20 protein-coding genes and 1 other RNA gene are annotated in these 23,530 nt (G+C 73.0%); 10 read left to right on the plus strand and 11 right to left on the minus strand.

Going from position 1 to position 23,530, the window contains the following annotated elements:
* Positions 1 to 2: 2 nt before the first annotated feature.
* The 3 genes from CP984_RS41470 to CP984_RS28710 form a co-directional block, all read right to left on the minus strand.
* Entirely contained in the window at positions 3 to 659 is a 657-nt protein-coding gene (locus CP984_RS41470; RefSeq protein ID WP_003982931.1) for a hypothetical protein, read from the minus strand.
* Between the two features lie 100 nt (positions 660 to 759).
* On the minus strand, positions 760 to 1,425 hold the full coding sequence (locus CP984_RS28705) for a DUF4328 domain-containing protein (protein ID WP_003982930.1): 666 nt from the start codon (positions 1,423 to 1,425) through the stop codon (positions 760 to 762).
* A gap of 43 nt (positions 1,426 to 1,468) precedes the next feature.
* The gene (locus tag CP984_RS28710; protein ID WP_003982929.1) at positions 1,469 to 2,842 is read right to left on the minus strand and encodes a sensor histidine kinase; all 1,374 of its coding nucleotides are present in this window, start codon (positions 2,840 to 2,842) and stop codon (positions 1,469 to 1,471) included.
* A gap of 382 nt (positions 2,843 to 3,224) precedes the next feature.
* On the opposite strand from CP984_RS28710, the gene CP984_RS28715 reads away from it, so the two are divergent.
* From CP984_RS28715 to CP984_RS28725, 3 genes are all read left to right on the plus strand, one after another.
* Positions 3,225 to 4,091 (plus strand): MaoC/PaaZ C-terminal domain-containing protein, encoded by an 867-nt coding sequence (locus tag CP984_RS28715; RefSeq protein ID WP_003982928.1) that lies wholly within the window; start codon positions 3,225 to 3,227, stop codon positions 4,089 to 4,091.
* A gap of 70 nt (positions 4,092 to 4,161) precedes the next feature.
* A complete protein-coding gene (locus CP984_RS28720) occupies positions 4,162 to 5,247 on the plus strand; it encodes a Zn-dependent alcohol dehydrogenase (RefSeq protein ID WP_003982927.1) in 1,086 nt (361 codons plus the stop codon).
* Between the two features lie 64 nt (positions 5,248 to 5,311).
* The gene (locus tag CP984_RS28725; protein WP_003982926.1) at positions 5,312 to 6,265 is read left to right on the plus strand and encodes a 3-oxoacyl-ACP reductase; all 954 of its coding nucleotides are present in this window, start codon (positions 5,312 to 5,314) and stop codon (positions 6,263 to 6,265) included.
* Between the two features lie 30 nt (positions 6,266 to 6,295).
* On the opposite strand, the gene CP984_RS28730 is transcribed toward CP984_RS28725, so the two are convergent.
* The 3 genes from CP984_RS28730 to CP984_RS28735 form a co-directional block, all read right to left on the minus strand.
* On the minus strand, positions 6,296 to 7,165 hold the full coding sequence (locus CP984_RS28730; RefSeq protein WP_003982925.1) for a maleylpyruvate isomerase family mycothiol-dependent enzyme: 870 nt from the start codon (positions 7,163 to 7,165) through the stop codon (positions 6,296 to 6,298).
* A 127-nt stretch (positions 7,166 to 7,292) separates the two neighbouring features.
* Positions 7,293 to 7,457, minus strand: coding sequence for a hypothetical protein (locus CP984_RS41475; protein WP_003982924.1), 165 nt, complete (start codon positions 7,455 to 7,457; stop codon positions 7,293 to 7,295).
* A 131-nt stretch (positions 7,458 to 7,588) separates the two neighbouring features.
* Positions 7,589 to 8,959, minus strand: coding sequence for a hypothetical protein (locus CP984_RS28735; protein ID WP_030180968.1), 1,371 nt, complete (start codon positions 8,957 to 8,959; stop codon positions 7,589 to 7,591).
* 267 nt (positions 8,960 to 9,226) lie between these two features.
* Between CP984_RS28735 and CP984_RS28740 the strand changes: the two genes are divergently transcribed.
* The 4 genes from CP984_RS28740 to CP984_RS28755 all read left to right on the plus strand — a co-directional run bounded on the left by CP984_RS28740 (position 9,227) and on the right by CP984_RS28755 (position 14,396).
* On the plus strand, positions 9,227 to 10,093 hold the full coding sequence (locus tag CP984_RS28740) for a Nif3-like dinuclear metal center hexameric protein (RefSeq protein ID WP_003983880.1): 867 nt from the start codon (positions 9,227 to 9,229) through the stop codon (positions 10,091 to 10,093).
* Positions 10,090 to 10,833 (plus strand): zinc ribbon domain-containing protein, encoded by a 744-nt coding sequence (locus tag CP984_RS28745; protein ID WP_185836607.1) that lies wholly within the window; start codon positions 10,090 to 10,092, stop codon positions 10,831 to 10,833. Before CP984_RS28740 ends, CP984_RS28745 begins: the two co-directional genes overlap by 4 nt.
* A gap of 3 nt (positions 10,834 to 10,836) precedes the next feature.
* Positions 10,837 to 12,021, plus strand: a complete 1,185-nt coding sequence (locus CP984_RS28750; protein ID WP_003983877.1) for a bifunctional RNase H/acid phosphatase — start codon at positions 10,837 to 10,839, stop codon at positions 12,019 to 12,021.
* Positions 12,022 to 12,344: 323 nt separating this feature from the next.
* Positions 12,345 to 14,396, plus strand: coding sequence for an alkyl/aryl-sulfatase (locus CP984_RS28755; protein ID WP_003983876.1), 2,052 nt, complete (start codon positions 12,345 to 12,347; stop codon positions 14,394 to 14,396).
* 39 nt (positions 14,397 to 14,435) lie between these two features.
* Here the strand turns inward: CP984_RS28755 and eda are convergent, their stop codons facing one another.
* Together eda and yaaA are read right to left on the minus strand one after the other, a co-directional pair.
* Positions 14,436 to 15,092 (minus strand): bifunctional 4-hydroxy-2-oxoglutarate aldolase/2-dehydro-3-deoxy-phosphogluconate aldolase, encoded by a 657-nt coding sequence (gene eda / locus CP984_RS28760; RefSeq protein WP_030180972.1) that lies wholly within the window; start codon positions 15,090 to 15,092, stop codon positions 14,436 to 14,438.
* 67 nt (positions 15,093 to 15,159) lie between these two features.
* On the minus strand, positions 15,160 to 15,957 hold the full coding sequence (gene yaaA / locus CP984_RS28765) for a peroxide stress protein YaaA (protein ID WP_003983873.1): 798 nt from the start codon (positions 15,955 to 15,957) through the stop codon (positions 15,160 to 15,162).
* 113 nt (positions 15,958 to 16,070) lie between these two features.
* Here yaaA and CP984_RS28770 point away from each other — a divergent pair, with 113 nt between their 5' ends.
* Positions 16,071 to 17,534: an RNB domain-containing ribonuclease gene (locus CP984_RS28770; RefSeq protein ID WP_003983872.1), complete on the plus strand. Its 1,464-nt coding sequence runs from the start codon at positions 16,071 to 16,073 to the stop codon at positions 17,532 to 17,534.
* A 109-nt stretch (positions 17,535 to 17,643) separates the two neighbouring features.
* Here the strand turns inward: CP984_RS28770 and CP984_RS28775 are convergent, their stop codons facing one another.
* Positions 17,644 to 18,273: a hypothetical protein gene (locus CP984_RS28775; protein ID WP_003983871.1), complete on the minus strand. Its 630-nt coding sequence runs from the start codon at positions 18,271 to 18,273 to the stop codon at positions 17,644 to 17,646.
* 73 nt (positions 18,274 to 18,346) lie between these two features.
* Positions 18,347 to 19,147 carry a MerR family transcriptional regulator gene (locus CP984_RS28780; protein ID WP_003983870.1) on the minus strand — a complete coding sequence of 267 codons (801 nt, stop codon included), beginning with the start codon at positions 19,145 to 19,147 and terminating at the stop codon, positions 18,347 to 18,349.
* 77 nt (positions 19,148 to 19,224) lie between these two features.
* On the opposite strand from CP984_RS28780, the gene rnpB reads away from it, so the two are divergent.
* Positions 19,225 to 19,627, plus strand: an RNA gene (rnpB, locus tag CP984_RS28785) — RNase P RNA component class A.
* A 425-nt stretch (positions 19,628 to 20,052) separates the two neighbouring features.
* Complete coding sequence (locus CP984_RS28790) at positions 20,053 to 21,036, plus strand: nucleoside hydrolase (RefSeq protein ID WP_003983869.1); 984 nt, start codon at positions 20,053 to 20,055, stop codon at positions 21,034 to 21,036.
* Here the strand turns inward: CP984_RS28790 and CP984_RS28795 are convergent.
* Positions 21,014 to 23,302 (minus strand): helix-turn-helix domain-containing protein, encoded by a 2,289-nt coding sequence (locus CP984_RS28795; RefSeq protein ID WP_078575614.1) that lies wholly within the window; start codon positions 23,300 to 23,302, stop codon positions 21,014 to 21,016. The two genes, CP984_RS28790 and CP984_RS28795, sit on opposite strands and share 23 nt — an antisense overlap.
* Positions 23,303 to 23,530 lie beyond the last annotated feature (228 nt).

Below are 23,530 nucleotides of genomic sequence, written 5' to 3' on the forward strand. Positions count from 1 at the left end.
GCTCAGAGGTGGGAGCTGATCACGCCACCGGCGCTGAGCACGATGTACACGCCGTTGGCGACGCCGCCGGTGTCGTGCTGGTTGGCGTCCAGCGTGCCTACCACGCCGTCGTGGCCGATGATCTGTGCGCGGTAGTGGAGTTCGCCGACCTTGGTGACCTTGGCCGTCCAGCCGCCCGCGAGCTTGAAGGTGCCCGGGCCCTGGTGTTCGCCGCCCATCCAGGCGTGGACCTGGCCGTCGAGCGTGAGCACGACGTACATGCCGTTGGCGTCGAGGCCGGTGTCCTTGCCGTTGGCCTCCAGCGTGGCCAGGACCGCGCCGCGGTTGATGATCTTGACGCGGTAGTGCTGCTCGCCGAGCTTGGAGATCTGGGCCTTGCTGCCGTCCGGCAGGGGCTGGGTGCGGACCGGGGACGACTTCTTGGCCGTGACGCCCGCCTTGGACTCGGCGGCGGCCATGCCCATGTCGGTGCCGCTCGTGGCGGCCTGGTTCGTGGCGGCCTGGTTCGTGGTGGCTTGGCTCGTGGCGGCGGCCTTGGTGCCGGTGGAGTCCGAGCCGGAGCAGGCGGTCAGGGTCAGGCCGGCGGTGGCGATCAGGGCCGCGGCGGCGACGCGCAGGGTGCGGCGGCGGGCGGTGCGGGCGGTGGCGCTGGAGCTCATTTCGGGTCCCCCAGGGGTGGTCGGTGACGTTCTCTCCTCGGTACGTCACCGATCTTGTCCGGGGCCGCTATCGCAGGACTGGCGCTCCGCTAACACCTGGCTAACACGGACGCGGCCGCTGCTGCACCGCGGTCAGGGCGCGTATGACGAGGACACCGGCCACGGCCGCGCCCACGACCGCCGCGTCGGCCACCAGCAGGAGCCGTACGTCCGTGTAGGCGCGCGCGATGACGTCGTCCGTCGTGGAGTTGGTGTACATCAGCCCGAGCCCGCTCAGCATTCCGGCCAGCCACAGCCCCCACCACCAGTTCACGGCGCGCGGCAGCCGCTCTCCGGGGGCGCTCTGCTGATGGACGTCCGCGACGATTCCGCGCGGCACCCACAGGTTCATGACGGGCACGATCCAGCCCAGGTAGACCCACGGCCCGGAGTAGCGCGGCGGCTGTCCCGACAGGACGCGCGCGTTGTCCCGTACGCGCAGCAGCCACGCCAGGAAGGCGATCGCGCACAGCAGCGTGGCCACGTCCCCCAGCGTGGTGATGATGTGGTACGCGTCCTCCAGCCCGGTCAGCGGGCGGTGCCGGCCGTTGCCCTGGTCCGGGGGCCCGGAGGACGGCTGCCCCGTCGTGGCGAGCCGGACCTGCCACACGGCCCGGACCACCCAGGCGGCGCCGACGAGGATCAAGCCGGTGATCGCGGTACCGGCCGCGCCCCGGACGGGCTGCAGAGCGGGGTGCGCAGTGGGCTGTGGGGTGTCATCGTTCACGCGATCATCCTGGCTCACGGCGAGCACCTGATGCCAACCATGATCACTGACGCGCTGTCACCTCTTCCCCCTCCACCTCCTCACTGTCCACCGGCAGCTCCACCACCAGCCGGAACCCCCGCCGCCCGTCCGGCCCGGAGTCCAGCGTGCCCCCGGCCGCCGCGAGGCGTTCCGTCAGGCCCTTGAGGCCGGTGCCTCCGGAGGTGGCGGGCGTCGCGGACGGCGCGGCGGGGCCACGGCCGTCGTCGGTGATCGTCAGGCGGGCACGCCCGGCGGAGGCGTCGGTACGGACCTCGATCTCGCAGCGCGTGGCGCCGCTGTGGCGCACGGCGTTGGTGACGCCCTCGCGCACCACCCAGCCGAGCAGCGCGCTCGCCTGCGGGGGCAGCGGCGGGCCGGACTCGCGGACGACGGGTTCGATGCCGGCGGCCTGGAGGGCGGAGCGGGCGCGGTCCAGTTCCGTACCGAGACTGCCCTCGCGGTAGCCGGTCACCGCCTCGCGGATCTCGGTCAGCGCCTGGCGGCCCACCGCCTCGATGTCGGCGGCCTGGCTCAGTGCTGCGTCCACGTCGCGCGGCGCCAGCCGCCGTACCGCCTCCGCCTTGACGACGATCACCGAGAGGGTGTGCCCGAGCAGATCGTGCAGATCGCGGGAGAAGCGCAGGCGCTCCTTCTCCACCGCGGTGCGGGCCAGTTCCTGGCGGGTGGCGTCGAGCTGCTTGATGGTGTCGAAGAGGCTCAGGACAGTGGCGGCGATCATGCCGGAGAAGAAGGTGCCGTAGCCGATGGCGGTGGACATCCAGTGGTCGCCGAAGCGCCAGCCCGCGATGGTGCCCGCCGAGCCGCTGATGACGATCAGCACGATGAAGTGAGGTTTGCCGCGCAGCGACCGGACCGCACCGGAGGCCAGCGACAGGAGCGGGAAGAACAGCATCCAGGCGTGGCCGAAGGTGAGCGCGATGGCGTAGGTGACCGCGGTCAGGGCGGCGAAGCCGTACAGGGGGACCCGGGAGTCGCGGTAGCGCGGGTTGAAGGCCGAGAAGACGACGAAGATGTAGATCGAGTTGAAGGCGAGCAGGCCGAGACCGGCCAGCCAGGTGTTCTGGTCCTTGCCGCTGACGATGTTGGACAGGGCGCCGATGCCCATCAGCAGCCACGGCAGGAAGGTCTGGGGGCGCGGGCCCCTGCCCTTGGGGTACCGGGAGGACTCACGGCCGCGGCGGTCCGTGGCCACCGCGACCTCGCCCGGGTCGAGCAGGCCGCTCCAGCCCGGGGCGGCGGGCTTGCGGGTACGGCTACGGGTACGCAGACGGGTGCGGAACCGGCCGGGACCGCCGCAACCGTCGTCCGGTCCGCCGCCCCACCCGCCGTCCCGCTCGTCGCGCCCGTTCTTGTCGGTCTGCCGGTTCCTGCGCACGTTCCGTACTGCCTCTTCCCTGTTCCGCGCCGCTTTCCGTGCTCCGCCGCACTCCGCCGCGCTCTGTTCCCGACGCTACCGAGGCTGCCGCCGGCCCGGCAGTGGTGAATGTACGCGGCCGACGGGGACAAATGTCATGGACGCGGGCGGGTCGGAACAGCGCGGTCACCTGACGGGGCGTCAGGGGTTCCCGGCTCCTGCCGGATCGGCTATACATGGAAACCGTCGGATAGAACGCGTTCTAGAACGGGACGCCCGGGTACGGTCGCCGGCCATGGCCGCACCGGACCCCGGACCGCCGACCGCAGGCGACCCCGGCACGGCCGACGGTGCGGACGGCCGCGTCGGGGTCTTCACACCGTGGTGAAGGAGCAGCAGCCCCATGCCCATCGACGCCGCCCAGGCCACCTCCGCCGAGCCGCGGACCACCGACCTCGCCTGGGAACCCAAGGACGTCCTGCTCTACCACCTCGGCATCGGCGCCGGCGTGCCCGCCACCGACCCCGGCGAGCTGCGCTACACCCTGGAGAGCAAGCTGCACGTACTGCCCAGCTTCGCCACGGTGGCGGGCGGCGGCATGGCGCTGGCGGGCGGCCTCGGCGCGCCGGGTATCGACGTGGACCTGGCCGCCGTCCTGCACGGCGGCCAGACCGTGACGCTGCACCGGCCCATTCCCGTACGGGGGCGGGCCGTCCAGACGTCCACCGTCCCGGCCGTGTACGACAAGGGGAAGGCCGCGGTCATCGTGCTGCGTACCGAGACGGCCGACGACGACGGGCCGCTCTGGACGTGCGACACGCAGATCTTCGTCAAGGGAGAGGGCGGGTTCGGCGGGGAGCGGGGGCCGTCCAGCCGGCCGACGCTGCCCGAGCGCGCGCCGGACCGTACCGTCGAGCGGCACGTACGAGAGGACCAGGCGCTGCTCTACCGCCTGTCCGGCGACTGGAACCCGCTGCACGCCGACCCCGACTTCGCCAAGCTCGCCGGCTTCGACCGGCCGATCCTGCACGGACTCTGCACGTATGGCATCACGCTGAAGGCGGTGGTGGACGAGGTGCTGGACGGCGACGTGGCGCGCGTCGCCGCGTACTCGACCCGGTTCGCAGGGGTGGTCTTCCCCGGCGAGACGCTGCGCGTACGCATGTGGCAGGAGCCCGGACGGGTCCTGGTGTCGGTCACGGCGGCCGACCGGGACGACGCGCCGGTTCTGGTGGACACCGCCGTCACCATCAGCCCGTCGGGCGTGTAAGGACATTCCCGGGCCGGCCCGGCCCGGCAGCTGATCATCCGACCCCGCCGCCCCGCGAAGGGAGCGCACCATGCGCGCAGCGATTCAGCACCAGACAGGGCAGGAGAAGCTGGAAGTCCTCGACGGTATCGAGGCGGTGGGGTTCGGGCCGGGCAAGGTGCGCATCCGCATCCGGGCGACCGGGCTGTGCCACTCGGACCTGTCCGCGATGAGCGGGGTGCTGCCGCAGCCCGCGCCGTTCGTCCCCGGGCACGAGGGCGCGGGCGAGATCACGGAGGTGGGCGAGGGCGTCCAGGGGCTCGCGGCCGGCGACCGGGTGCTGATGTGCTGGCTGCCCGCCTGCGGTACGTGTCCGTCCTGCAAGCGCGGCCAGACCCGGCTGTGCCTGGCCGGGTTCATGAACGCCGGGACCCCCAACTTCCGCCGCCCCGGCGCCGACCCGTCGGACGTCTTCGGCTTCGCGGGCACCGGCACCTTCGCCGAGGAAGTGGTGGTCGCGGCCAACTGCGCCGTACCGATCCCGGACGACGTGCCGTACGAGATCGCGGCGCTGATCGGCTGCGGGGTGACGACGGGGCTGGGCGCCGCCATGAACACCGCGCGGGTCGAGCCCGGGGCGTCCGTCGCGGTGATCGGCTGCGGCGGCGTCGGGATCTCGGCCGTCCAGGGCGCGCGGGTGTGCGGGGCCGCGCAGATCGTCGCGGTGGACCCGGTGGCCGCGCGCCGCGAGGCGGCGCTGCGCTTCGGCGCCACGGAAGCGGTCGCCCCGGAGGAGCTGGCCGACGCCAAACAGCGGGTCACCGCAGGTGAGGGCTTCGACTACGTCTTCGAGGTCGTCGGCAGGTCCGCCACGGCGCGGACCGCCTACGAGGCGACGCGGCGCGGCGGCACACTCTGCGTGGTCGGCGCGGGCGCGATGGACGACCACTTCCAGGTCAACATGTTCGAGCTGTTCTTCGACGAGAAGCGCATCCTGCCGTCGCTGTACGGGGGCGGGGACGTGCTGCGCTCGTACGAGCGGGCCATCTCCTTGTGGCGGGCTGGCCGGATCGACCTGGCAGGGCTGATCACCCACCGGGTGCGGCTCACCGAGATCAACGAGGCGCTGGAGCAGATGCGGACCGGCGTGGCGCTCCGTACGTGCATCGAGATGTGATCGCGAGATGTGATCCGCCCCGGCGTGGGCGCGACGCCCCGACGAACGAGAGGAAGCCGACCACGTGAGCGCTCCCACTGAACGGCCGCTCGACGGACTGACCGCGATCGTCACCGGCGCCGCCCGCGGCCTGGGCCGGGCGGAGGCGCGCGAACTCGCGCGGCTCGGCGCGGCCGTCGTCGTCAACGACTACGGGCAGCCCGGCCGCGACGGCTCCGGCGCGGCGTCGGCGGCCCCGGCCGAGGAGACCGCCGAGGAGATCCGCGCCGCGGGCGGCGAGGCCGTCGCGCACGTCGGCGATGTCGCCGACCACGAGACGGCCCGCGACCTGGTCCAACAGGCCGTCGCACGCTGGGGAAAACTGGACATCCTGGTCAACAACGCGGGCATCCTGCGCGACCGGATGGTCTTCTCCATGACCGAGGACGAGTGGGACTCGGTGATCCGCGTGCACCTGAAGGGGCACTTCAACACCACCCGCTTCGCCGCCGCCCACTGGCGCGAGCGCTCCAAGGCCGCCGGTGCCGCCGTGTACGGGCGGATCGTCAACACCTCCTCCGAGGCGTTCCTCGCGGGCTCGGCGGGCCAGCCCAACTACGCGGCGGCCAAGGGCGGCATCGTCGGCCTCACCACGTCCTCGGCCCTCGCGCTGGCCAAGTACGGCGTCACCGTCAACGCCATCTGTCCCCGCGCCCGCACCCGGATGACCGAGGACGTGTTCGCCGGGTTCGAGGTCCCGGCGGACGGGGCCCTCGACCCGCTGGCGCCCGAGCATGTCGCGCCGCTGGTCGGCTACCTGGCCTCACCCGCCGCGGCGCGGCTCAACGGGCAGCTGCTCGTGGTGCACGGCGGCATGGTCGCGGTGGTCGAACGGCCCAAGGTGGCGGCCCAGTTCGACACGGCGAAGGACGCGTTCACGTACGCCGAACTGGACGGCCTGCTGACGCCGTACTACGAGGAACGCCCGCCGAACGAGACGTTCGCGGCGGCGGAGGTGCTGGGCCTGAAGAGGCGCTGAGGCTGAAGAGGCGCTGAGGCTCCGAGCCGGTCAGTGGATGATCGACACGATCTGGCAGGCGGCTTCCGCCAGGTCGCGGCGGCCTTCGATGCGGGCACGGGCCAGGGCGGTGTCCGGCTGGATGCCGCGGGTGCACAGGCGCCAGGCGGTTTCCGCGTCCAGGCGTACCAGCGCGGCAGGACGTACGGCGGAACGTGCGCCGGCCGGTTCGGCCAGCGACCAGCGGGTCCCGGTGGCCGTCGCGGTCCAGGTGCCCCCGGCCGGGCCGTCGATCCGTACCTGGATCTGCGTACCGGCCGGGGCGGCGACCTCGCGCAGGGTGTGGGGCAGCGCCCGCAGGAACGTGTCCAGCACCACGGACAGCAGCCGCGGATCGGGGTCGGTGCCCTGCCCGGCCGCGTGCCGGATCTGCTGGCGGTGCGTCCAGAACTCGGTCAGGTCGCGGGCGCTGTCCAGCCACATCGGCGCCGGGTCGGCACCGGCCCACGACACACCCAGCGACGGCGCGTGCGGATCGGCGCCTTCGAAGAACCGGGCCACCCGCCCGCCCACCAGGCCGAGAGTGTCGGTGAGCGCGGCCGGGCTCACCCGGGAGAAGGCGTCCACCCACTCCTGGTTGATGCGGTGGATGAACGCCTCCAGCGTCTCGCCCGGCGCGAAGGCGGGGCCTTCCCGGTGGCCGTCGCGGTCGCGGGAGAGGCGCCCGTAGAAGTCGCCCAACAGGTGGGCGACGAGATCGCGGACGGTCCAGCCCGGCACCGCTTCCCTGCCCCAGTCGGCGGGTGCCAGCCCGCGCACCGTGGCCATCAGCGCGGCGTGTTCGGGGGCGAACAGCGGGCGGGCGTCGATCGGGGCGCCGAGCCACGTGTGGCGCGGGTCCTGGGGGAGCGGGGAGTTCATGGCAAGAGCCTGCCAACGGTCACGGCCCGGACGCCACCGAGAATTCCCGCTTCTCTCAGGCGTCCTGCCGCTAACGGGAACTCCGGCTTCGCTCAGGCGTCCTGCCCAACGGGAACTCCCGCTTGCCTCAGGCGTCCTGCGGCTCCTTGGCCCGCCGGTGCCGGCCGTTCGGCGACGCGTCGGCGTCCTCCGAGGCGGCCGGGCCACGGTGCTTGCCGGAGCCTGCCGCCGTGGCGGCCCGGCCGGCGTCCTGCGGGCACGCCTGGGTCGTGTCGGTACGGGCTTCGGACATGTGGGGAGTCACTCCGTCGGATCGCTTGCGGCTGTACGCGGCGGGGCCCGTTCCGCGGCGGCTGGGATGCGCCGCGGCAGGCCGTCGGTGGCCGGTCGACCGCTGATACTAACGAAGCGAACGATCTTGCTCTACCGGGCCTCCCGGGCCGTCGGCGGGGCCTGTTGCAGTGGTGCTTGCTGCAACGGCACCGGCCTGTACGGAGAGGGATGCGCGAGCACGCCGTACGGTTCCCGGGTCACGGATTCCGCTTGTGCGAATGCTGTGGAGGCGACGGCGGACGGAGGCGGCGGCGGTTGCGTGGGCGCCGTCGCCGGCAGGGGAGTCGAGGGCACCCGTACCCATCGTGCGGGGCGCCTGTCCGGGATGCCGGCGGGCACGAGGTCTCCTTCGGCGGTCGCGCCCGCGCCGGTACGGGTCTCGGCGGGCAGGCCGCCGGGCGGCTCCGCCTGGGGGCGTGCCCCCGTCGCGGAGGCCGGCAGCCGGGCCAGCCCGCACGGTACGGACGGTGTCACGCACGGCAGCCGCAGCTCGCCGTCGGCCGTCCACAGGCCCGTACCCGCCAGCCAGCCGCGCGGGGCGGGCAGCTGCCGCAGCCGCCGCTCCGCGGGCCGCCACACGCCCAGCCACGTGCCGGTCACGGCGTCGATCCGGAACGCCACCGCGCTGCTCTCCGGCGCGAGCGCCTGCCCCGGCTGCACGGCGAACGGCCGGAGCGCGGCGTCCGGCAGCCGCAGGCACTCCGGGAAGCGCACCGGCAGCGCGCTGCCGAGCACCCCCCAGCCCAGCCGGTCGTGCCCCGCCGCGTCCGACCGCAGCACCAGCAGGCCGCTGTCCGGATCGGCCAGCAGCAGCCGGTCGTTGCTCTCCTCGGTGATCTGGAGCAGCGGGCTCACCTCGCCGCCGCGCTCCAGGTCGACCACCACCGTCTTGGTGCGGCCGTCCAGCTCCTGGTCCAGCGCCAGCAGCCGTCCCGTACGGTCCAGCCAGACGCCTCCCGTGCAGTGGCCCTCGATCTCGGCGACGCAGGTGGGGACGGTGCGCGCCTGGCCGGGGACGGGGGAGTGGCGGCCGTCGTGCACCAGCCACAGCACCGTGGAGCGCGCGCCGGGCGCGAGGGCGTAGGCGCGGCTGCCGCAGGGCGCGGCGGGCAGCAGGGCCAGCTCCGCGGCCTCGACGGTGCCGAGCGGGAGTTCGCCGGTGCCGGGGCCGGTCGGGTACAGCAGACCGAGCGCGTGGCGGTCGGCGGCCCGGCGCCGGATCAGCACCCGGCCGTCCGCCAGGGGCAGCAGCCGGGTGTCCGCCTCCTCGGGCCGGCGGCCGGGCAGCGGGACCGCGTACGGCTCCGGGCCCGCCAGCGTCCAGCGCTCGGGGAACCACTTGCCGCTGCTCTCGTGCCAGGCCAGCCGGGCGGCGTACGAGCCGTCGGCGGCGATGGTCAGCGCCGTGGGGTCCGGCCGGGCGTCCGGCTTCGCGGCGTCCTCGGTGACACAAGCCGTCATCGAGTGCTCACCTCCTGTCAGTGCGCCCGAAGGTAGTTTTCGCACGCCCAAACGATCGGCGAAGGTTGCGGCAGTTCACGCAAAAGTGTGGCGGATGTCCGGTTCGCCTTGATCTGGCGGGGGAGGATGTGCTTCGGGGAACGCAGGGGGCGGGTGGGGGCCGCGGCGGAGCCGATCCCGCGGCCGGGCCGCCCGGCGGCCGCCCGCCGAGGCCCCGGCCACCGAGCGGCCCGGCACGGGGGCACGGCTGGGAGGTAACCTTCCCCCGTGCCCGTACTGTCTGAAGTCATCGCCGCGCTCGACGCCCTCTGGCCCCCCGAGCGGGCCGAATCGTGGGACGCCGTCGGCACGGTCTGCGGTGACCCGGACGCCGAGGTGCGCCGGGTCCTGTTCGCCGTCGACCCCGTACAGGAGATCGCCGACGAGGCGGTCAGGATCGGCGCCGACCTGCTCGTCACGCACCACCCGCTCTACCTGCGCGGTACGACCACGGTCGCGGCCGGCACCTTCAAGGGCCGCGTCGTGCACACCCTGATCAAGAACGACATCGCGCTGCACGTCGCGCACACCAACGCCGACACCGCCGACCCCGGTGTCTCCGACGCCCTCGCGGGCGCGCTGGACCTGCGGGTCCTGCGCCCCCTGGTGCCGGACGCCACCGACGCCCACGGCCGCCGCGGCCTGGGCCGGATCTGCGAACTGCCGCACCCGATGACGCTGGCCGAGTTCGGCCCGTACGCCGCCGCCCGGCTCCCCGCGACCGCGCAGGGCGTCCGGATCGCCGGCGACCCGGACCGTACGATCCGCACGGTCGCCGTCTCCGGCGGCTCCGGCGACAGCCTCTTCGACGACGTACGGGCGGCGGGCGTGGACGCGTTCCTCACCGCCGACCTGCGCCACCACCCCGCCTCCGAGGCGACCCAGAAGAGCCCGCTGGCGCTGCTGGACGCCGCCCACTGGGCCACCGAGTGGCCCTGGTGCGAGCAGGCGGCGGCCCAGCTCGACGAGATTTCCGACCGGCACGGCTGGAACCTGCGCACCCATGTCTCGCGCACGGTCACCGACCCCTGGACCGCCCACGCGGCGTCCGACGCCCGCACGACCCCGACGAATACATCAGGAGCCCCCCGCTGAACGCCGCGCCCGCCGACCAGATCCGCCTCCTCGACGTCCAGGCCCTGGACGTGAGGCTCAGCCAGCTCGCCCACAAGCGCAGGAATCTCCCCGAGCTGGCCGAGATCCAGACCCTGGAGGGCGACCTCACCCAGCAGCGCGACCTGCTGGTCGCCGCGCAGACCGAGGAGAGCGACACCACCCGCGAGCAGACCAAGGCGGAGCAGGACGTGGACCAGGTGCGCCAGCGCGCCGCCCGCGACCAGCAGCGCCTGGACTCCGGCACCATCACCTCGCCCAAGGACCTGGAGAACCTCCAGAAGGAGATCGCCTCCCTCGCCAAGCGCCAGGGCGACCTGGAGGACGTCGTCCTGGAGGTCATGGAGCGCCGCGAGTCCGCCCAGGAGCGGGTCGCCGAGCTGACCGGGCGCGTGGAGTCCGTACAGGCCAAGGTCAACGACGCGATCGCCCGCCGGGACGCCGTGTGGGGCGAGATCGACGCCGAGGCCGAGACGGTCCGCAAGGAGCGCGAGCTGACCGTCGCCGACATCCCGGCCGACCTGCTGGCCCTCTACGACAAGCTGCGCGAGAAGCACGGCGGCCTCGGCGCCGCCCGCCTCTACCAGCGCCGCTGCGAGGGCTGCCGCCTGGAGCTGGACATCACCGAGCTGAACGACGTGCGCACCGCGCCCGCCGACAAGGTCGTGCGCTGCGAGAACTGCAGCCGCATCCTGGTGCGCACGCCCGACTCGGGCCTGTAAACCGTGGCCCGTACGCTCATCGTCGAGGCCGACGGCGGGTCCCGGGGCAACCCGGGGCCCGCGGGCTACGGCGCGGTCGTCATCGACCCGGAGTCCGGGCAGCCGCTCGCCGAGGCCGCCGAGTACATCGGCACCGCCACCAACAACGTCGCCGAGTACCGCGGCCTGCTGGCCGGGCTGCGCGCCGCGCACGCGCTGGACCCGGACGCCGAGGTGCGGGTGCGGATGGACTCCAAGCTCGTCGTCGAGCAGATGTCGGGCCGCTGGAAGATCAAGCACCCGGACATGCGTCCGCTGGCGGCCGAGGCCCGGACCGTCTTCCCGCCGGACCGGGTCACGTACGAGTGGATTCCGCGCGAGCAGAACAAGCACGCCGACCTGCTCGCCAACGAGGCGATGGACGCGGGCAAGGCGGGGCGGCAGTGGGAGCCGCGCGACTCGCGGGCCGAGCTTGACGCGGGCGGTGCGGCGCGCAGTGCCGCGGCCCAGGCGGCCGACGCGGCGGCGGAGGCCGCGGAAGCCGCCGAGCCGAAGGCGCCCCCGGTGGGCTGGGCGTCCGCCGACCTCGGCGCGCCCACCACGCTCGTCCTCCTGCGGCACGGCGAGACGGCCCTCACCCCCCAGAAGCGGTTCTCCGGCAGCGGCGGCTGTGACCCGGAGCTGTCCCCGGCCGGACACCGCCAGGCCGAAGCGGTCGCCGCCGCGCTCGCCGCGCGCGGCACGGTCCAGGCCGTCGTCAGCTCGCCCCTCAAGCGCTGCCGGCAGACGGCCGAGACCGTCGCGGCCCGCCTGGGCCTGGACGTACGCGTCGACGAGGGCCTGCGCGAGACCGACTTCGGCGCCTGGGAGGGCCTGACCTTCGCCGAGGTGCAGGAGCGCTATCCGCAGGACCTGGCGGCCTGGCTCGGCTCCGCCAAGGCGGCGCCCACCGGCGGCGAGTCCTTCGCCGCGGTCGCCCGCCGCGTCGCCGTCTCCCGCGACAAGCTGCTGGCCCGGTACGCGGGCCGCACGGTGCTGCTGGTCACCCACGTCACCCCGGTCAAGACGCTGGTACGGCTCGCCCTCGGCGCGCCGCCGGAGTCGCTGTTCCGCATGGAGCTGTCGGCGGCGTCGCTGTCGGCGGTCGCGTACTACGGCGACGGGAACGCCTCGGTGCGGCTGGTGAACGAGACGGCGCATTTGCGCTGAGCTGCGGCGGAGTTACGGGGCGGCGGGCGGGCTTTCCCGCCACCGGCCCGGGCTTCACGCCACGGAAAAGGCCCGCGCGGTGACGCGCGGGCCTTTTCCGCGTCCGCGCGGGCCGTTTCCCGTCACTTACCGACCCTTTTCCGGCCCACCTTCGACTGGCGTGAACCCTGCGCTTTTCACCGGAGCCGGGGCGGTTCGTGCCACTGGCTTGATTGGTTCCTTGTAGCGCGCAGCCCGCTTTCCTAGCGTCGCTGGCACGGGGCGCGACCAGCGCCCTTCCCTCGCCGTATGCGTGAATTCCGCATGCCCTTACGGAGGTTGGAATGCCGAGCGAGTACACCGGGCCCGTCGAGATATCCGCGTCCGTCGCGGAAGCCAACCGGAAGGCCGCCGAGCGGCTCCGGGAGGGCGGCTCGCAGGACTTCGAGGACGCGCAGCGGGGGCTGCTGGCGCAGCCGGACGTCCCGGCGATCCACTCCCGGACCGACAGCGGCAAGGTGGTGTGGAGCTTCACCGCGTACGACTTCCTGACCGACGGCGACGAGCAGGCGCCGCCGACCGTCAACCCGAGCCTGTGGCGCCAGGGGCGGCTCACCGCGGTGGCCGGGCTGTTCCAGGTCACCTCCGGCACGCGCGGGGCCGTCTACCAGGTGCGCGGCTACGACCTGTCCAACATGACGATCATCGAGGGGGACCGCGGGATCATCGTCATCGACCCGCTGGCCTGCTACGAGACCGCGCAGGCCGCCCTGAAGCTGTACCGCGACACCACCGGGAACCGGAACCCGGTCCGCGCGCTGATCTACACCCACAGCCACGTCGACCACTTCGGCGGCGCCCGCGGCCTGTTTGCCGAGCGCGACGACGAGGTGCCCGCCGACCTCACGGTCATCGCGCCCGACGGGTTCCTGGAGCACGCCGTCAGCGAGAACGTCTACGCGGGCCCGGCGATGCAGCGCCGCGCCGAGTACATGTACGCGGCGGAGCTGGACAAGAGCCCGTACGCGCAGGTCGGTTCGGGCCTCGGCCTGACCGTCTCCACCGGCGAGGTCACCCTGCTGCCGCCGACCGACTACATCGGCAGCGCCCAGGCCGTGACCGCCGACGACTGGTCGCCCGCCGACGTCATCCCGTGGCGCGAGGGGCTGCACCGCCGCGTCATCGACGGCGTACGGCTGCTCTTCCAGCTGACGCCCGGCACCGAGGCACCCGCGGAGATGAACATCTATCTCCCCGAACTCCTCACCCTGTGCATGGCGGAGAACGCCACCCACAACCTGCACAACATTCTCAGCCTGCGCGGCGCCCAGGTACGGGACGCGCACGCCTGGGCGAAATACCTCACCGACGCGATCCAGACCTTCGGCGAGCACACCGAAGTGGAATTCGCCTCGCACCACTGGCCGCGCTGGGGCAAGGAAAGCATCCTCGAATTCCTGAGCAACCAGCGGGACATGTACGCGTACCTGAACGACCAGACGCTGCGGCTCATCAACCGCGGATACACCGGAATCGAGATCGCCGAGGAACTCCAGCACCTGCCGGCCGGGCTCGCCGACCACTACTACAACCAGGGGTACTACGGCTCCCTCAGCCACAACTTCAAGGCGGTCTACCAGCGTTACATGGGCTGGTTCGACGGAAATCCGGCCCACCTGTGGAATCTGCCGCCGACCGCGGCCGGCACCCGCTACGTGGCGGCGATGGGCGGCGCCGAGGCCGTCGTCCAGAAGGCGCAGGAGACGTACGACGGGCGCGAGGGCGACCCGGACGCGTACCGCTGGGTCGTGGAACTGCTCAACCACGTCATCTTCGCCGACCCCGCCACCGTCTCCGAGAAGGCGGTCCAGGACGCCAAGGCCCTCCAGGCCAAGACCTTCGCGCAGCTCGGCTACGGCGCCGAGAACGGGCCGTGGCGCAACTTCTACCTGACCGGCGCCGAGGAACTGCGGACCGGACCGCAGCGGCCCGCCGGCAAGGGCGCGCCCGACCTGGTCCACAGCATGACCCTGGAGCAGGTCTTCGCGGCGATGGCGCGCAGCGTGGACGGCCCGAAGGCGGCACAGGAGCAGCGCGCCGCGATCGTGCTGCACTGGAACTTCACCGACACGCAGCAGGAGTGCACCACGACGCTGCGCAACGGCGTCCTGGTGTACGTGGCGGGCACGGACCTGTACGCGGGCAAGCCGCAGGCCACCATCGCCCTGACCAGGGAGACGTTCGACTCGCTCCTCCTCGAAGGGCCGCTGTTCCAGCGGAACTTCGACGCGGCGGTCAAGGCGGGCGCCATCCGCGTCGACGACCGGACGGCGGCGGACACGGTGTTCGGGTATCTGACGGTGCCGGACCCGATGTTCGCGATCGTCGCGCCGTAACGTCCGTCCGCGAAGGGGGCGCCCGGCCGCGTCGTGGGCTCAGGCCAGCGACGCGGCCTCGCGCGCCAGCCGCTCCACCCGGGCCCAGTCCTTCGCGCGCAGCGCGTCCGCCGGCAGCATCCACGTACCGCCGACGCAGTCCACGTTCGGCAGCGCCAGATAGGCGGGCGCCGAGGACAGGCCGATGCCGCCGGTGGGGCAGAAGCGGGCCCGGGGGAGCGGCGAGGCGAGCGACTTCAGGTACGCGGTGCCGCCCGCCGCCTGTGCCGGGAAGAACTTCATCTCGGTGACGCCCTCGTCCAGCAGCGTCACCACCTCCGACGCCGTCGAGACGCCCGGCAGGAACGGCACGCCGGAGCCGCGCATCGCGGCCAGCAGCCGCGGCGACCACCCCGGGCTGACCAGGAAGCGGGCACCCGCCGCGACCGCGGTGTCCACATGCTCGGGGGTGAGCACGGTGCCCGCGCCGACGACCGCCTCCGGGACCGCGTCGGCGATCGCCCGTATCGCGTCCGGGGCGGCGGCCGTGCGCAGCGTCACCTCGATGGCCGGGAGCCCGCCCGCCACCAGCGCGCGGGCGAGCGGCACGGCGTCGGCCGCGTCGTCGAGCACCACGACGGGGATCACGGGGGCGAGTCCCAGCACGGACGGCGGGGTGGCGGGGGAGGAGGCGGCAGCGGTAGTCACGCTGCCTATAGTGCTGCGGGACTCCAGCATCCGCAACGATCGTTGCAGATTCTGCAACGCTCTCCCGTGTGCGTGCTTACAGCTCCGTCACCACCACATCGACCGCCCACGCCTTGCCCGCCTTGGCCGGGGCCTCGGCCTCCACCACGTATCCGAGATCGCCCAGCGCCTCGACCAGCTCCGCGGGGCCCTCCGGCGCGCGCCCCGCCGTCAGCAGGTCCCGCACCATGCGCCCCTTCGTCGCCTTGTTGAAGTGGCTGACCACCGACCGCTTCTCCACCCCGTCGACGATCTTCGACTGGAGCACCCGCACCGTCGCCGTACGGCCCGCGACCTCGCCCTTCGGCTTCCACGCCGTCGCGTACGCCGCCGACCGCAGGTCCAGCACCAGACCGTCCGCCGCGGCCTGCGGCATCACCTCGGCCATCGGTGTCCGCCAGTACGCGCCCAGGGCGCCCAGCCCCGGCAGCTTCACGCCCATCGAGCAGCGGTACGACGGGATACGGTCGCCGATCCGCACCGCGCCCCACAGCCCCGAGAACACCAGCAGCGACGCCTCGGCCGCCCGCCGCGCCTTCGCGTCCAGCGTGGCCAGGCCCAGCGCGTCGTACAGCACGCCCGTGTAGATCTCCCCGGCCGGCCGCGTCCCGGCCTCGCGCAGCCCCGCGTTCTTCGCGATCTCGCCCCGGAGCCCGTCGCTCAGCCCCAGGACCTCCTGCGCCTTCGTCTCGTCCGCCGCGCACAGCCCGACCAGCTCGTCCAGCACCGCCTCCCGGGCCGGATTCAGCCCGGCCAGGGACAGCGCCCCCAGGTCCAACGGCTTCCCGCCCCCGGACGCGGCCTTCCCCTCGGACGGCGGCAACAACACGAGCACGCGCTTCTCCTTAACCTCCTGTGCAATGGCTGTGCCACTTTACGGTCGGGCCAGGACCGGGGCGGGCACCCCATCAAGGGGCGGGCGCCCCGCGCGCCCCCTACGCTCAAAACATGCCCCGCCGCCACCTCCGCGTGACCGCCGCAGCCGAGGCACCACTGCGCGCGGCGCTGCGCGAGCTGCGGGCGCGGCCGGACATCCCGCAGACCTTCCCGCTGTCCGCGCAGGCCGAGGCGGACAGTGCCGCGCGCTGGCCGCACCCGCCCGCCGAAACCGCCGCCACCGACGCGACCGACCTGCCGATGTTCACCGTCGACCCGCCCGGCTCGATGGACCTCGACCAGGCCATGTTCCTGGCCCGGCGCCCCGGCGGCGGCTACCGCGTCCACTACGCCATCGCCGACGTCGCCTCCTTCGTCACCCCCGGCGGCGCCTTGAACGCCGAGGCGCACCGCCGCGTGACGACCCTCTACTTCCCCGACGAGCGCGTCCCGCTGCACCCGCCCGTGCTCGGTGAGGGCGCCGCCAGCCTGCTCCCCGGCGAGGACCGCCCGGCCGTCCTGTGGCGGCTCGACCTGGACGCGGACGGCGCGCTGCGCTCGACGGACGTACGCCGCGCCCTCGTCCGCTCGCGCGTCAGGATGGACTACGAGGGCGTACAGCGCGCCATCGACACCGGCACCGCCGAGGAGCCGCCGGCCCTCCTGCGCGAGATCGGCCGCCTCCGCGAGGACCTGGAGGTGGCCCGCGGCGGCATCTCCCTCAACGTTCCCGAGCAGGAAATCATCGAGCGCCCCGACGGCTACGCCCTCGCCTACCGCGCGCCCCGCCCCGCCGACGGCTGGAACGCGCAGCTCTCCCTGCTCACCGGCATGGCCGCGGCCGACCTGATGCTCGCTTCCGGCACCGGCGTCCTGCGGACGCTCCCCACCGCCCCGGACGGCGCGGTCGCCCGGCTGCGCCGTACCGCCCGCGCCCTCGGCATCGACTGGCCGGCCCACACCTCGTACGCCGCCCTCGTCCGCACCCTCGACCCCGCCCGCGCCGCGCACGCCGCCTTCCTCCAGGACTGCACGTCCCTGCTGCGCGGCGCCGGCTACACCGTCTTCGACGGCGACCCGCCCGCCCCCGAACACGCCCGGCACGCCGCCGTCGCCGCCCCGTACGCCCACGTCACCGCCCCGCTGCGGCGCCTCGCCGACCGCTACGGCGCGGAACTGTGCCTGGCCGCCTCGGCCGGCCAGGAGCCGCCGGACTGGGTCCGTACGGCGCTGCCCGCGCTGCCCGCCGAGATGGCGGAAGGCAGCCGCCGGGCCCACCGGGTCGAGCGGGAATGCGTCGACCTCGTCGAGGCGGCCCTGATGCAGAACCGGCTCGGCGAGGTCTTCGACGGGTATGTGGTCGACGTCCAGGAGGAGCGGCCGGACGGGGGCACGGTGCACCTGTACGACCCGGCGGTGATCGGCCGGATCGACGGGGGCGAGCAGGTCCCGGCGCTGCCACTGGGCGAGCCCCTGCGCGTCCGCCTCACGGAAGCGGACCCGGGGCATGCTCCGGTGCGCTTCACACCGGCGTGATACGGGCTCCGGTCACGCCCTCGTCCGCTTGCGGGCTCCGGTCACGTCTTCGTCCATGTCACGCCAGCGTGATGGGGCCCCTGTTACACCGGCGTGATGAGGCCCCTGTTCACACCGGCATGGCGAGGCCCTTGTCGCCCTTGTCCTCCTCCTTGTCCTCCTCGCCCTGGCGGGCCCGCGCCTCCTCCAGGGCGGCCTTGATCGCGGCGACCGCGGCCCGCCCCTCGTCCGCGTGGAACCGCACCGTACGGGCCGTCACCCGCTGCCCCAGCAGCTTCACGGCCGTGACCGGCTCGATCAGCTCGACGGTGACGCAGGTCTGCGCCGCCACCGCCATCTCCAGCACCCCATCCCGCTCCTGGGCCTGCCGCCCGGCCGCCTCCGCCTTCGGAAAGCGCAGGTCGTACCGTACGGAAGCGATCCTCTTCAGCGGTATCCACACGTCCAGCGCGGCACCCTGGCGCACCCGCAGCCCCTCCGGCCCCAGCACATGCGGCCGGGTCACGGCGGCAGCCTGGAAACCCAGCACCATCAGCACCGTATAGACGTCGAGCACCAGCATGATCCAGTGCACGACCGGCATCTTCGCCAGCAGGAACCCGACGCCGACCGTCTCCACCGTGCACACGAACGCGAACCCGTACATCATCGGCGCCTGCGCCCGCGCGTACCCCAGCGACCGATGCCCCGGCCCGACCCCGTGCCGCCGCCGCGTCACCCACAGCCCCAGACTGGTCATCCACCTCCCCTCGTAGGCCAGCAGCCGCCGCCCTCTGCCCGTCTCCCGTCCCGCACCCACGCCACACCCCTCCCTACGTCGTTCCCTCGCCAGGCTCCAGCACCAACCGGAGGGCCTGCCGCACGGCCTCCTCCTGCGCCGGTGCCAGATCCGCGAAATACGAGTCCTCGAAGACCGTCACGGCCGGTTCGTCCCGGTCCAGCCGCACCGCGCCCAGCATCTTCACCGGGATGCACGCGGCGAGCGCGCGGGCCGCCTGCGCCACCCGCGGATCGTCCGGGCCGGCCTCCGCCAGCTCGTCCAGCAGGGCGTAGACCTCGTAGATCCGCTCCATCGCCCCGGGCGGCGCGACGGCCTCCCGCACCAGGGACACCATCCGCTCGCCGTTCCCGGAGCCCGCGGCCAGCTCCAGCATCTCCAGCATCTCCCGCTCCTTCGCGGCCATCGCGGGCTCCGGACCCGGCAGCGTGCCCGAGACCCGTCGCATCTCGCCGAACAGCTCCGTCAACTGCTCCGAGTACGGCCCTTCGGCGGGCAGCTGCCCGCCCTCCTCCACCTGCCCCAACAGGGCCCCCAGCCGCTCCCGCCGACGCCGGATCTCCTCCTCCTGCCGCGCCAGATCCGCGTCCAGCTCGGCCAGCACCTCCCGCAGCTCCCGCCCCGCGTCGTCCGCGAGCACATCGCGCACCTCGACCAGCCCGAGCCCCAGCTCGGTCAGCCGCCGCACCCGCGCCAGCGTCACCGCGTCGCGCAGCCCGTACTGCCGGTACCCGTTCGCCCGCCGCGCGGGCTCCGGGAGCAGCCCCAGGTGGTGGTAGTGCCGCACGGTCCGCGTGGTGACGCCGGCCAGCGCCGCGAGCTCTCCGATCCTCATAGGGACAGTAGAAACGTTGCCGCTACGGCAAGGTCAAGGCTCAGCCGGCCGCCGGGTACCATGGTCCGCACGGCGGACGAGCCGGCCGGACGGCCGCGTGGGGGTGCACCGCATCCCCCCGAGGAACGTCCGGGCTCCATAGGGCAGGGTGGTGGGTAACGCCCACCCGGGGTGACCCGCGGGACAGTGCCACAGAAAGCAAACCGCCGGGGACCCAGGTCCTCGGTAAGGGTGAAACGGTGGTGTAAGAGACCACCAGCCTCCGAGGTGACTCGGAGGGCTAGGTAAACCCCACCCGGAGCAAGGTCAAGAGGGGCCGTCGGCTGACGGCCCTGCGCGGACGTTCGAGGGCTGCCCGCCCGAGTCCGCGGGTAGACCGCACGAGGCTGCCGGCAACGACAGCCCTAGATGGATGGCCGTCTCCCGACGGGCCGCAAGGGCCGTCGGTGACAGAACCCGGCGTACAGGTCGACTCGTCCGCCCCTTCCTCCCGCTTCGGCAGGCAGGAAGGCTGACCTGCGCACGAGCCGCCTTTCACTTTCTTTCACCGTCTTCCGCGACCTTCCGCGTGGATCCCGCCTGGGCGCCCCCTCAGGGCCCAACCCCCTCAGAACCGCCTCAGAAACGCGCCCCGAGCAGGCTCAACGCGCTGCTGGACATAACAGAACCGCCTCGCGCTCTCGGAGCGCGAGGCGGCACAGTTCTGCCTGCCGGACCCGATCAGTGTGGCGCGCTTCCCAACGACCATGCCGACCGGGTCCGGGTGGCACACGTCCACTGTGTCGAACCGGAAGCACGAACGGCAGTGTTTACGTGTTGAGCAACGTAAGAAACACTGGCGCCGGTTTTCACCGTGCGTAAGACTCGCGGGGTCCACAGATCAAACGATCTTGAGGAGTCCCCCCATGCCCCAGCCCACACCCGCACGCCTGCCCGTCGTGATCGACACGGACCCCGGCGTGGACGACTGCTGGGCCCTCCTCTACCTCGCCGCCCAGCCGAACATCGAACTCGTCGCCGTCGGTGCGATCCACGGGAACGTGCCCACGCAGATGGCCGCAGAGAACGCGCTGCGGATACTCGACATAGCCGGGCGCACCGACGTGCCGGTGGCCGCGGGGGCGCCGACGCCGCTCCAGCAGGCTCTGAGCACCGGGCAGTTCGTACACGGGCAGGACGGGCTCGGTGGACACGCCGGCCCGCCGTCCGCCCGACGCCCGGTCGCCGAGTCGGCCGCCGAGCAGTTGGTGCGTCTCGCCCGCCAGAGGCCGGGGGAGCTGACGTTGCTCGCGCTTGCCCCGCTGACGAACATCGCGCTCGCACTGAGGCTGGAGCCGCAGCTGCCCGTGCTGCTGCGTCAGGTCGTCGTCATGGGCGGCGCCATCGGCAGCCCCGGGAATCTGACCGCGTGGGCGGACGCGAACATCGGCCACGACCCCGAGGCCGGAGAGGCGGTCCTGCGGGCCGGCTTCAATCTGACGTTGGTGCCGATGGGGACCACGGCCGGCGCGTGGGTGGACGGGACCTGGCTGGACGAGGTCGCCTCGTCCGGCACGCCCGCGGCCCGGTACGCCACGCAGATCCTCGACGACTACCTGGCCATGCACGCGAGGGTCAACGGCGGACGCCGCGGCTGCGTGATGCACGACCCGCTCACCGCCGCCATCATGCTGGACCCGGCGCTGGCCACGTACGAGGAGCGCCAGGTCGTCGTCGAGCTCGTCGGCCACTGCCGTGGCGCGACCCTCATCGACGCGAGGGTGGGCTTCCCGCCGGAGATGTCCAGCATCACCGACGGGCGCCGCCCAATACGAATCGCGGTGACCGCAGACGCGGCCACCGCGATGGAACGGGTCCGTCAGGCCCTCACGGCTCCGGCGGCCTCGTAGCCCCGAGCCGCTCCCGGAGCGCGGCCGCCCGGGGATCTTCGAGCGCCGAGAAAATCTGGAGTGCGCGCTGCCACGCCGCCCGTGCTTCGCCCTCTCGCCCCAGCTCGGCGAGGATGTCACCGCGCTGCTCGTACGCGTCCGCGATGCCCCACTCGTCCGCCGCGGCCTGGCCGCTGGTGATTCGGCGGTCCAGGCACGTGAGGGCGTCGTCCAACTCGCCGCGGGCCCGGTGGGCGCCGGCGCGCCGGGTCCAGAGCATTCCCTCGCCGTAGTGGTCCCCCAGCGCCCGGGCGAGAGCGAGTGAAGCGTCGAACGCGGTTTGGGCGCGGTCAGGGTGACCGAGGTGGGCGTGCGTCTCGGCGAGGCAGGCCAGAAGCACGCCCTGGCCGTGACGGTCACCGGACATCTGGAAGTGCCCGAGTGCCGCATCGAAGTGGCTACGGGCCTGCTCCAGCTCGGCCTCGTCGGTGGCGATGAACCCGAGGCAGGCTTCGCACCAGCCCTGTCCATGGTGGTCGCCGAGCTGCTCCCGGATGCGGAGCGCGTCCTGGGCGTAGTGCCGGGCACGGTCGGTATCGCCGGTCTGCCGCCACCCATCGGCAAGGTTCAGGGAGACCCACGCTTCCGCTTCGCGGTCGCCGCTGGCGACCGCGGCCTGGAGGCCCACCTCGTGGCTGTCGATCCACAGCGACCAGGGCTTACGGACCAAGAGCCAATTCCACAGCCGCGTCGGAATCTGCCAGGCGGCCGAGAGGGTGTGACGCGTGGCGAGGCGGATGATGGGCAACAGATTTTCGGCCTCATCGTCGCACCACTGGGAGGCGTCCTCGGGCGTGGTGAACCCGAGAGGATGCGTACCGATGGGCGGGTCCACGAGCAGTTCGATCGGGCGCTGCGGGGCGATGACATAGTTGGCCCGGTCCACGGTGTGCGCATACCAGCCCACGAGCCGAGCCACCGCCGCCGTACGGCACTCCTCGCTGAGCTCGGCGGCCAACTCTGCCGCGTACTCGCGCAGCAGGTCGTGTGCGCGGAACCGGTCCGCGCCGACTTCCTCCAGCAGATGCACCGCCACCAGCGCGTCCAGCAGGCGCCGAGCGCGGCCCCGCTCACGACGGAGCAGTGCCGCCGCGGCGTCGGTACTGATCGTGGCGCCGGGGTACAGGCCGAACAGGCAAAATGCCCGCGCGGCCTCGGGTTCCAGGTCCTGGTAGGAGCCCGCGAGTATCGGCCGGATCGCCAGATGCGGGTCCCCCGCGTCCGCGAGAGCGTCCAGTCGGCCAGCATCCAGCTCGGCGACGGAGCCGGCCACAGTGCGGTACGGGTGCCCGGCCAGGCGCTCCGCAGCGATCCTCAGCGCGAGCGGCAGGTGAGCGCACCTCGCAGCCAGCGCGCGTACGGCCTCGGGGTCCGAGTCGGCTCTGGGGCCGATGACCGCGCTAAGAAGGTCAGCCGACTCGGCCGGGTCCATCGGGCCGAGGCAGACGCGGTGCGCGCCGGTCCGTACGGTGAGGCGGGTGAGGCGGCGTCGGCTCGTGACGATGACGACGCTCGCGGGTGCCCCGACCAGCAACGGTTCGACCTGGTCGGCGTCGGCCGCGTTATCCAGGACGAATAGGGTGGGGCGGCCCTCTGCCAGCGTGCGCACGATGGCGGCGCGCTCTTCGAGGCCGGGCGGGATGCGGTCTGCGGCGACGCCTACCGAGAGCAAGAAGCGTTCCAGCACCTGAGCTGGAGCGACCGGCCTGCCATCCAGCGCGTGGCCCTGCAGGTCGGCGAAGAACACGCCGCCAGCGAACTTATGGGCGATCTTGTGTGCCCACTGCACGGCGAGCGTGCTCTTGCCGACACCGGCTGGCCCATCGATGGCGATGATGTACGAGCCGTCGGCGGTGGCCGGGGTCTTCAGGGAGCTGTCCAGGGCGAACAGGTCGCGGTCGCGGCCGACGAAGTGGCTCGCGCGAGGAGGGAGCTGGGCGGGGCGAAGGAGGCCGTGGACATCGGGCTGAGCCGCCTGGGCAAGCGTGACGAGTTCCGTGCCCGTGCCAAGTAGGGCGTCACAGCGGGTGGCGAAATCGTGGCCGGGAGGCACCTTGCCGTTCTCGACGCGGCTGATCCAGCCAGGCGTGTAGGACAGGGCGCGCGCCAGGCCGCGGCACGAGTACCCTGCCGCTGATCTGCGGGTTCTCAGAACTTCTCCGAACCTTTTCGCCCCGGCTGGGTTGCTCATGGCACCTGCCCTCGTGTCGGTGTGGCCGATTGTCATATGCCGAACGTCTGTGCGGTATCCCCAGGGCTGGGGTCCGGAACACCTTCGGGAGGTCACCGGGCCGTACGTGGCCAGGGTGACGAACCGCCCAAAGGGTGCGGGCCGACCGCCACGAGCGGCGGTCGGCCCGCCCGTCCCTCGCCCACCCCATGGGGCGTTCGCTGTGGCGAGGGACGTGGGACGCGGCTGCCCGGTCGGAAGTGCGCCGAGCAGCCGCCGCGGGGC

The organism is Streptomyces rimosus (genome assembly GCF_008704655.1).
Classification (GTDB): domain Bacteria; phylum Actinomycetota; class Actinomycetes; order Streptomycetales; family Streptomycetaceae; genus Streptomyces; species Streptomyces rimosus.

Coding starts and splice junctions, on each gene's coding strand:
- CP984_RS41470 (WP_003982931.1), bottom strand. CDS start 659: ATGAGCTCCAGCGCCACCGCCCGCACCGCCCGCCGCCGCACCCTGCGC.
- CP984_RS28715 (WP_003982928.1), top strand. CDS start 3,225: ATGCCCATCGACGCCGCCCAGGCCACCTCCGCCGAGCCGCGGACCACC.
- CP984_RS28720 (WP_003982927.1), top strand. CDS start 4,162: ATGCGCGCAGCGATTCAGCACCAGACAGGGCAGGAGAAGCTGGAAGTC.
- CP984_RS28730 (WP_003982925.1), bottom strand. CDS start 7,165: ATGAACTCCCCGCTCCCCCAGGACCCGCGCCACACGTGGCTCGGCGCC.
- CP984_RS41475 (WP_003982924.1), bottom strand. CDS start 7,457: ATGTCCGAAGCCCGTACCGACACGACCCAGGCGTGCCCGCAGGACGCC.
- CP984_RS28735 (WP_030180968.1), bottom strand. CDS start 8,959: ATGACGGCTTGTGTCACCGAGGACGCCGCGAAGCCGGACGCCCGGCCG.
- CP984_RS28755 (WP_003983876.1), top strand. CDS start 12,345: ATGCCGAGCGAGTACACCGGGCCCGTCGAGATATCCGCGTCCGTCGCG.
- CP984_RS28770 (WP_003983872.1), top strand. CDS start 16,071: ATGCCCCGCCGCCACCTCCGCGTGACCGCCGCAGCCGAGGCACCACTG.
- CP984_RS28775 (WP_003983871.1), bottom strand. CDS start 18,273: ATGACCAGTCTGGGGCTGTGGGTGACGCGGCGGCGGCACGGGGTCGGG.
- CP984_RS28780 (WP_003983870.1), bottom strand. CDS start 19,147: ATGAGGATCGGAGAGCTCGCGGCGCTGGCCGGCGTCACCACGCGGACC.
- CP984_RS28790 (WP_003983869.1), top strand. CDS start 20,053: ATGCCCCAGCCCACACCCGCACGCCTGCCCGTCGTGATCGACACGGAC.
- CP984_RS28795 (WP_078575614.1), bottom strand. CDS start 23,302: ATGACAATCGGCCACACCGACACGAGGGCAGGTGCCATGAGCAACCCA.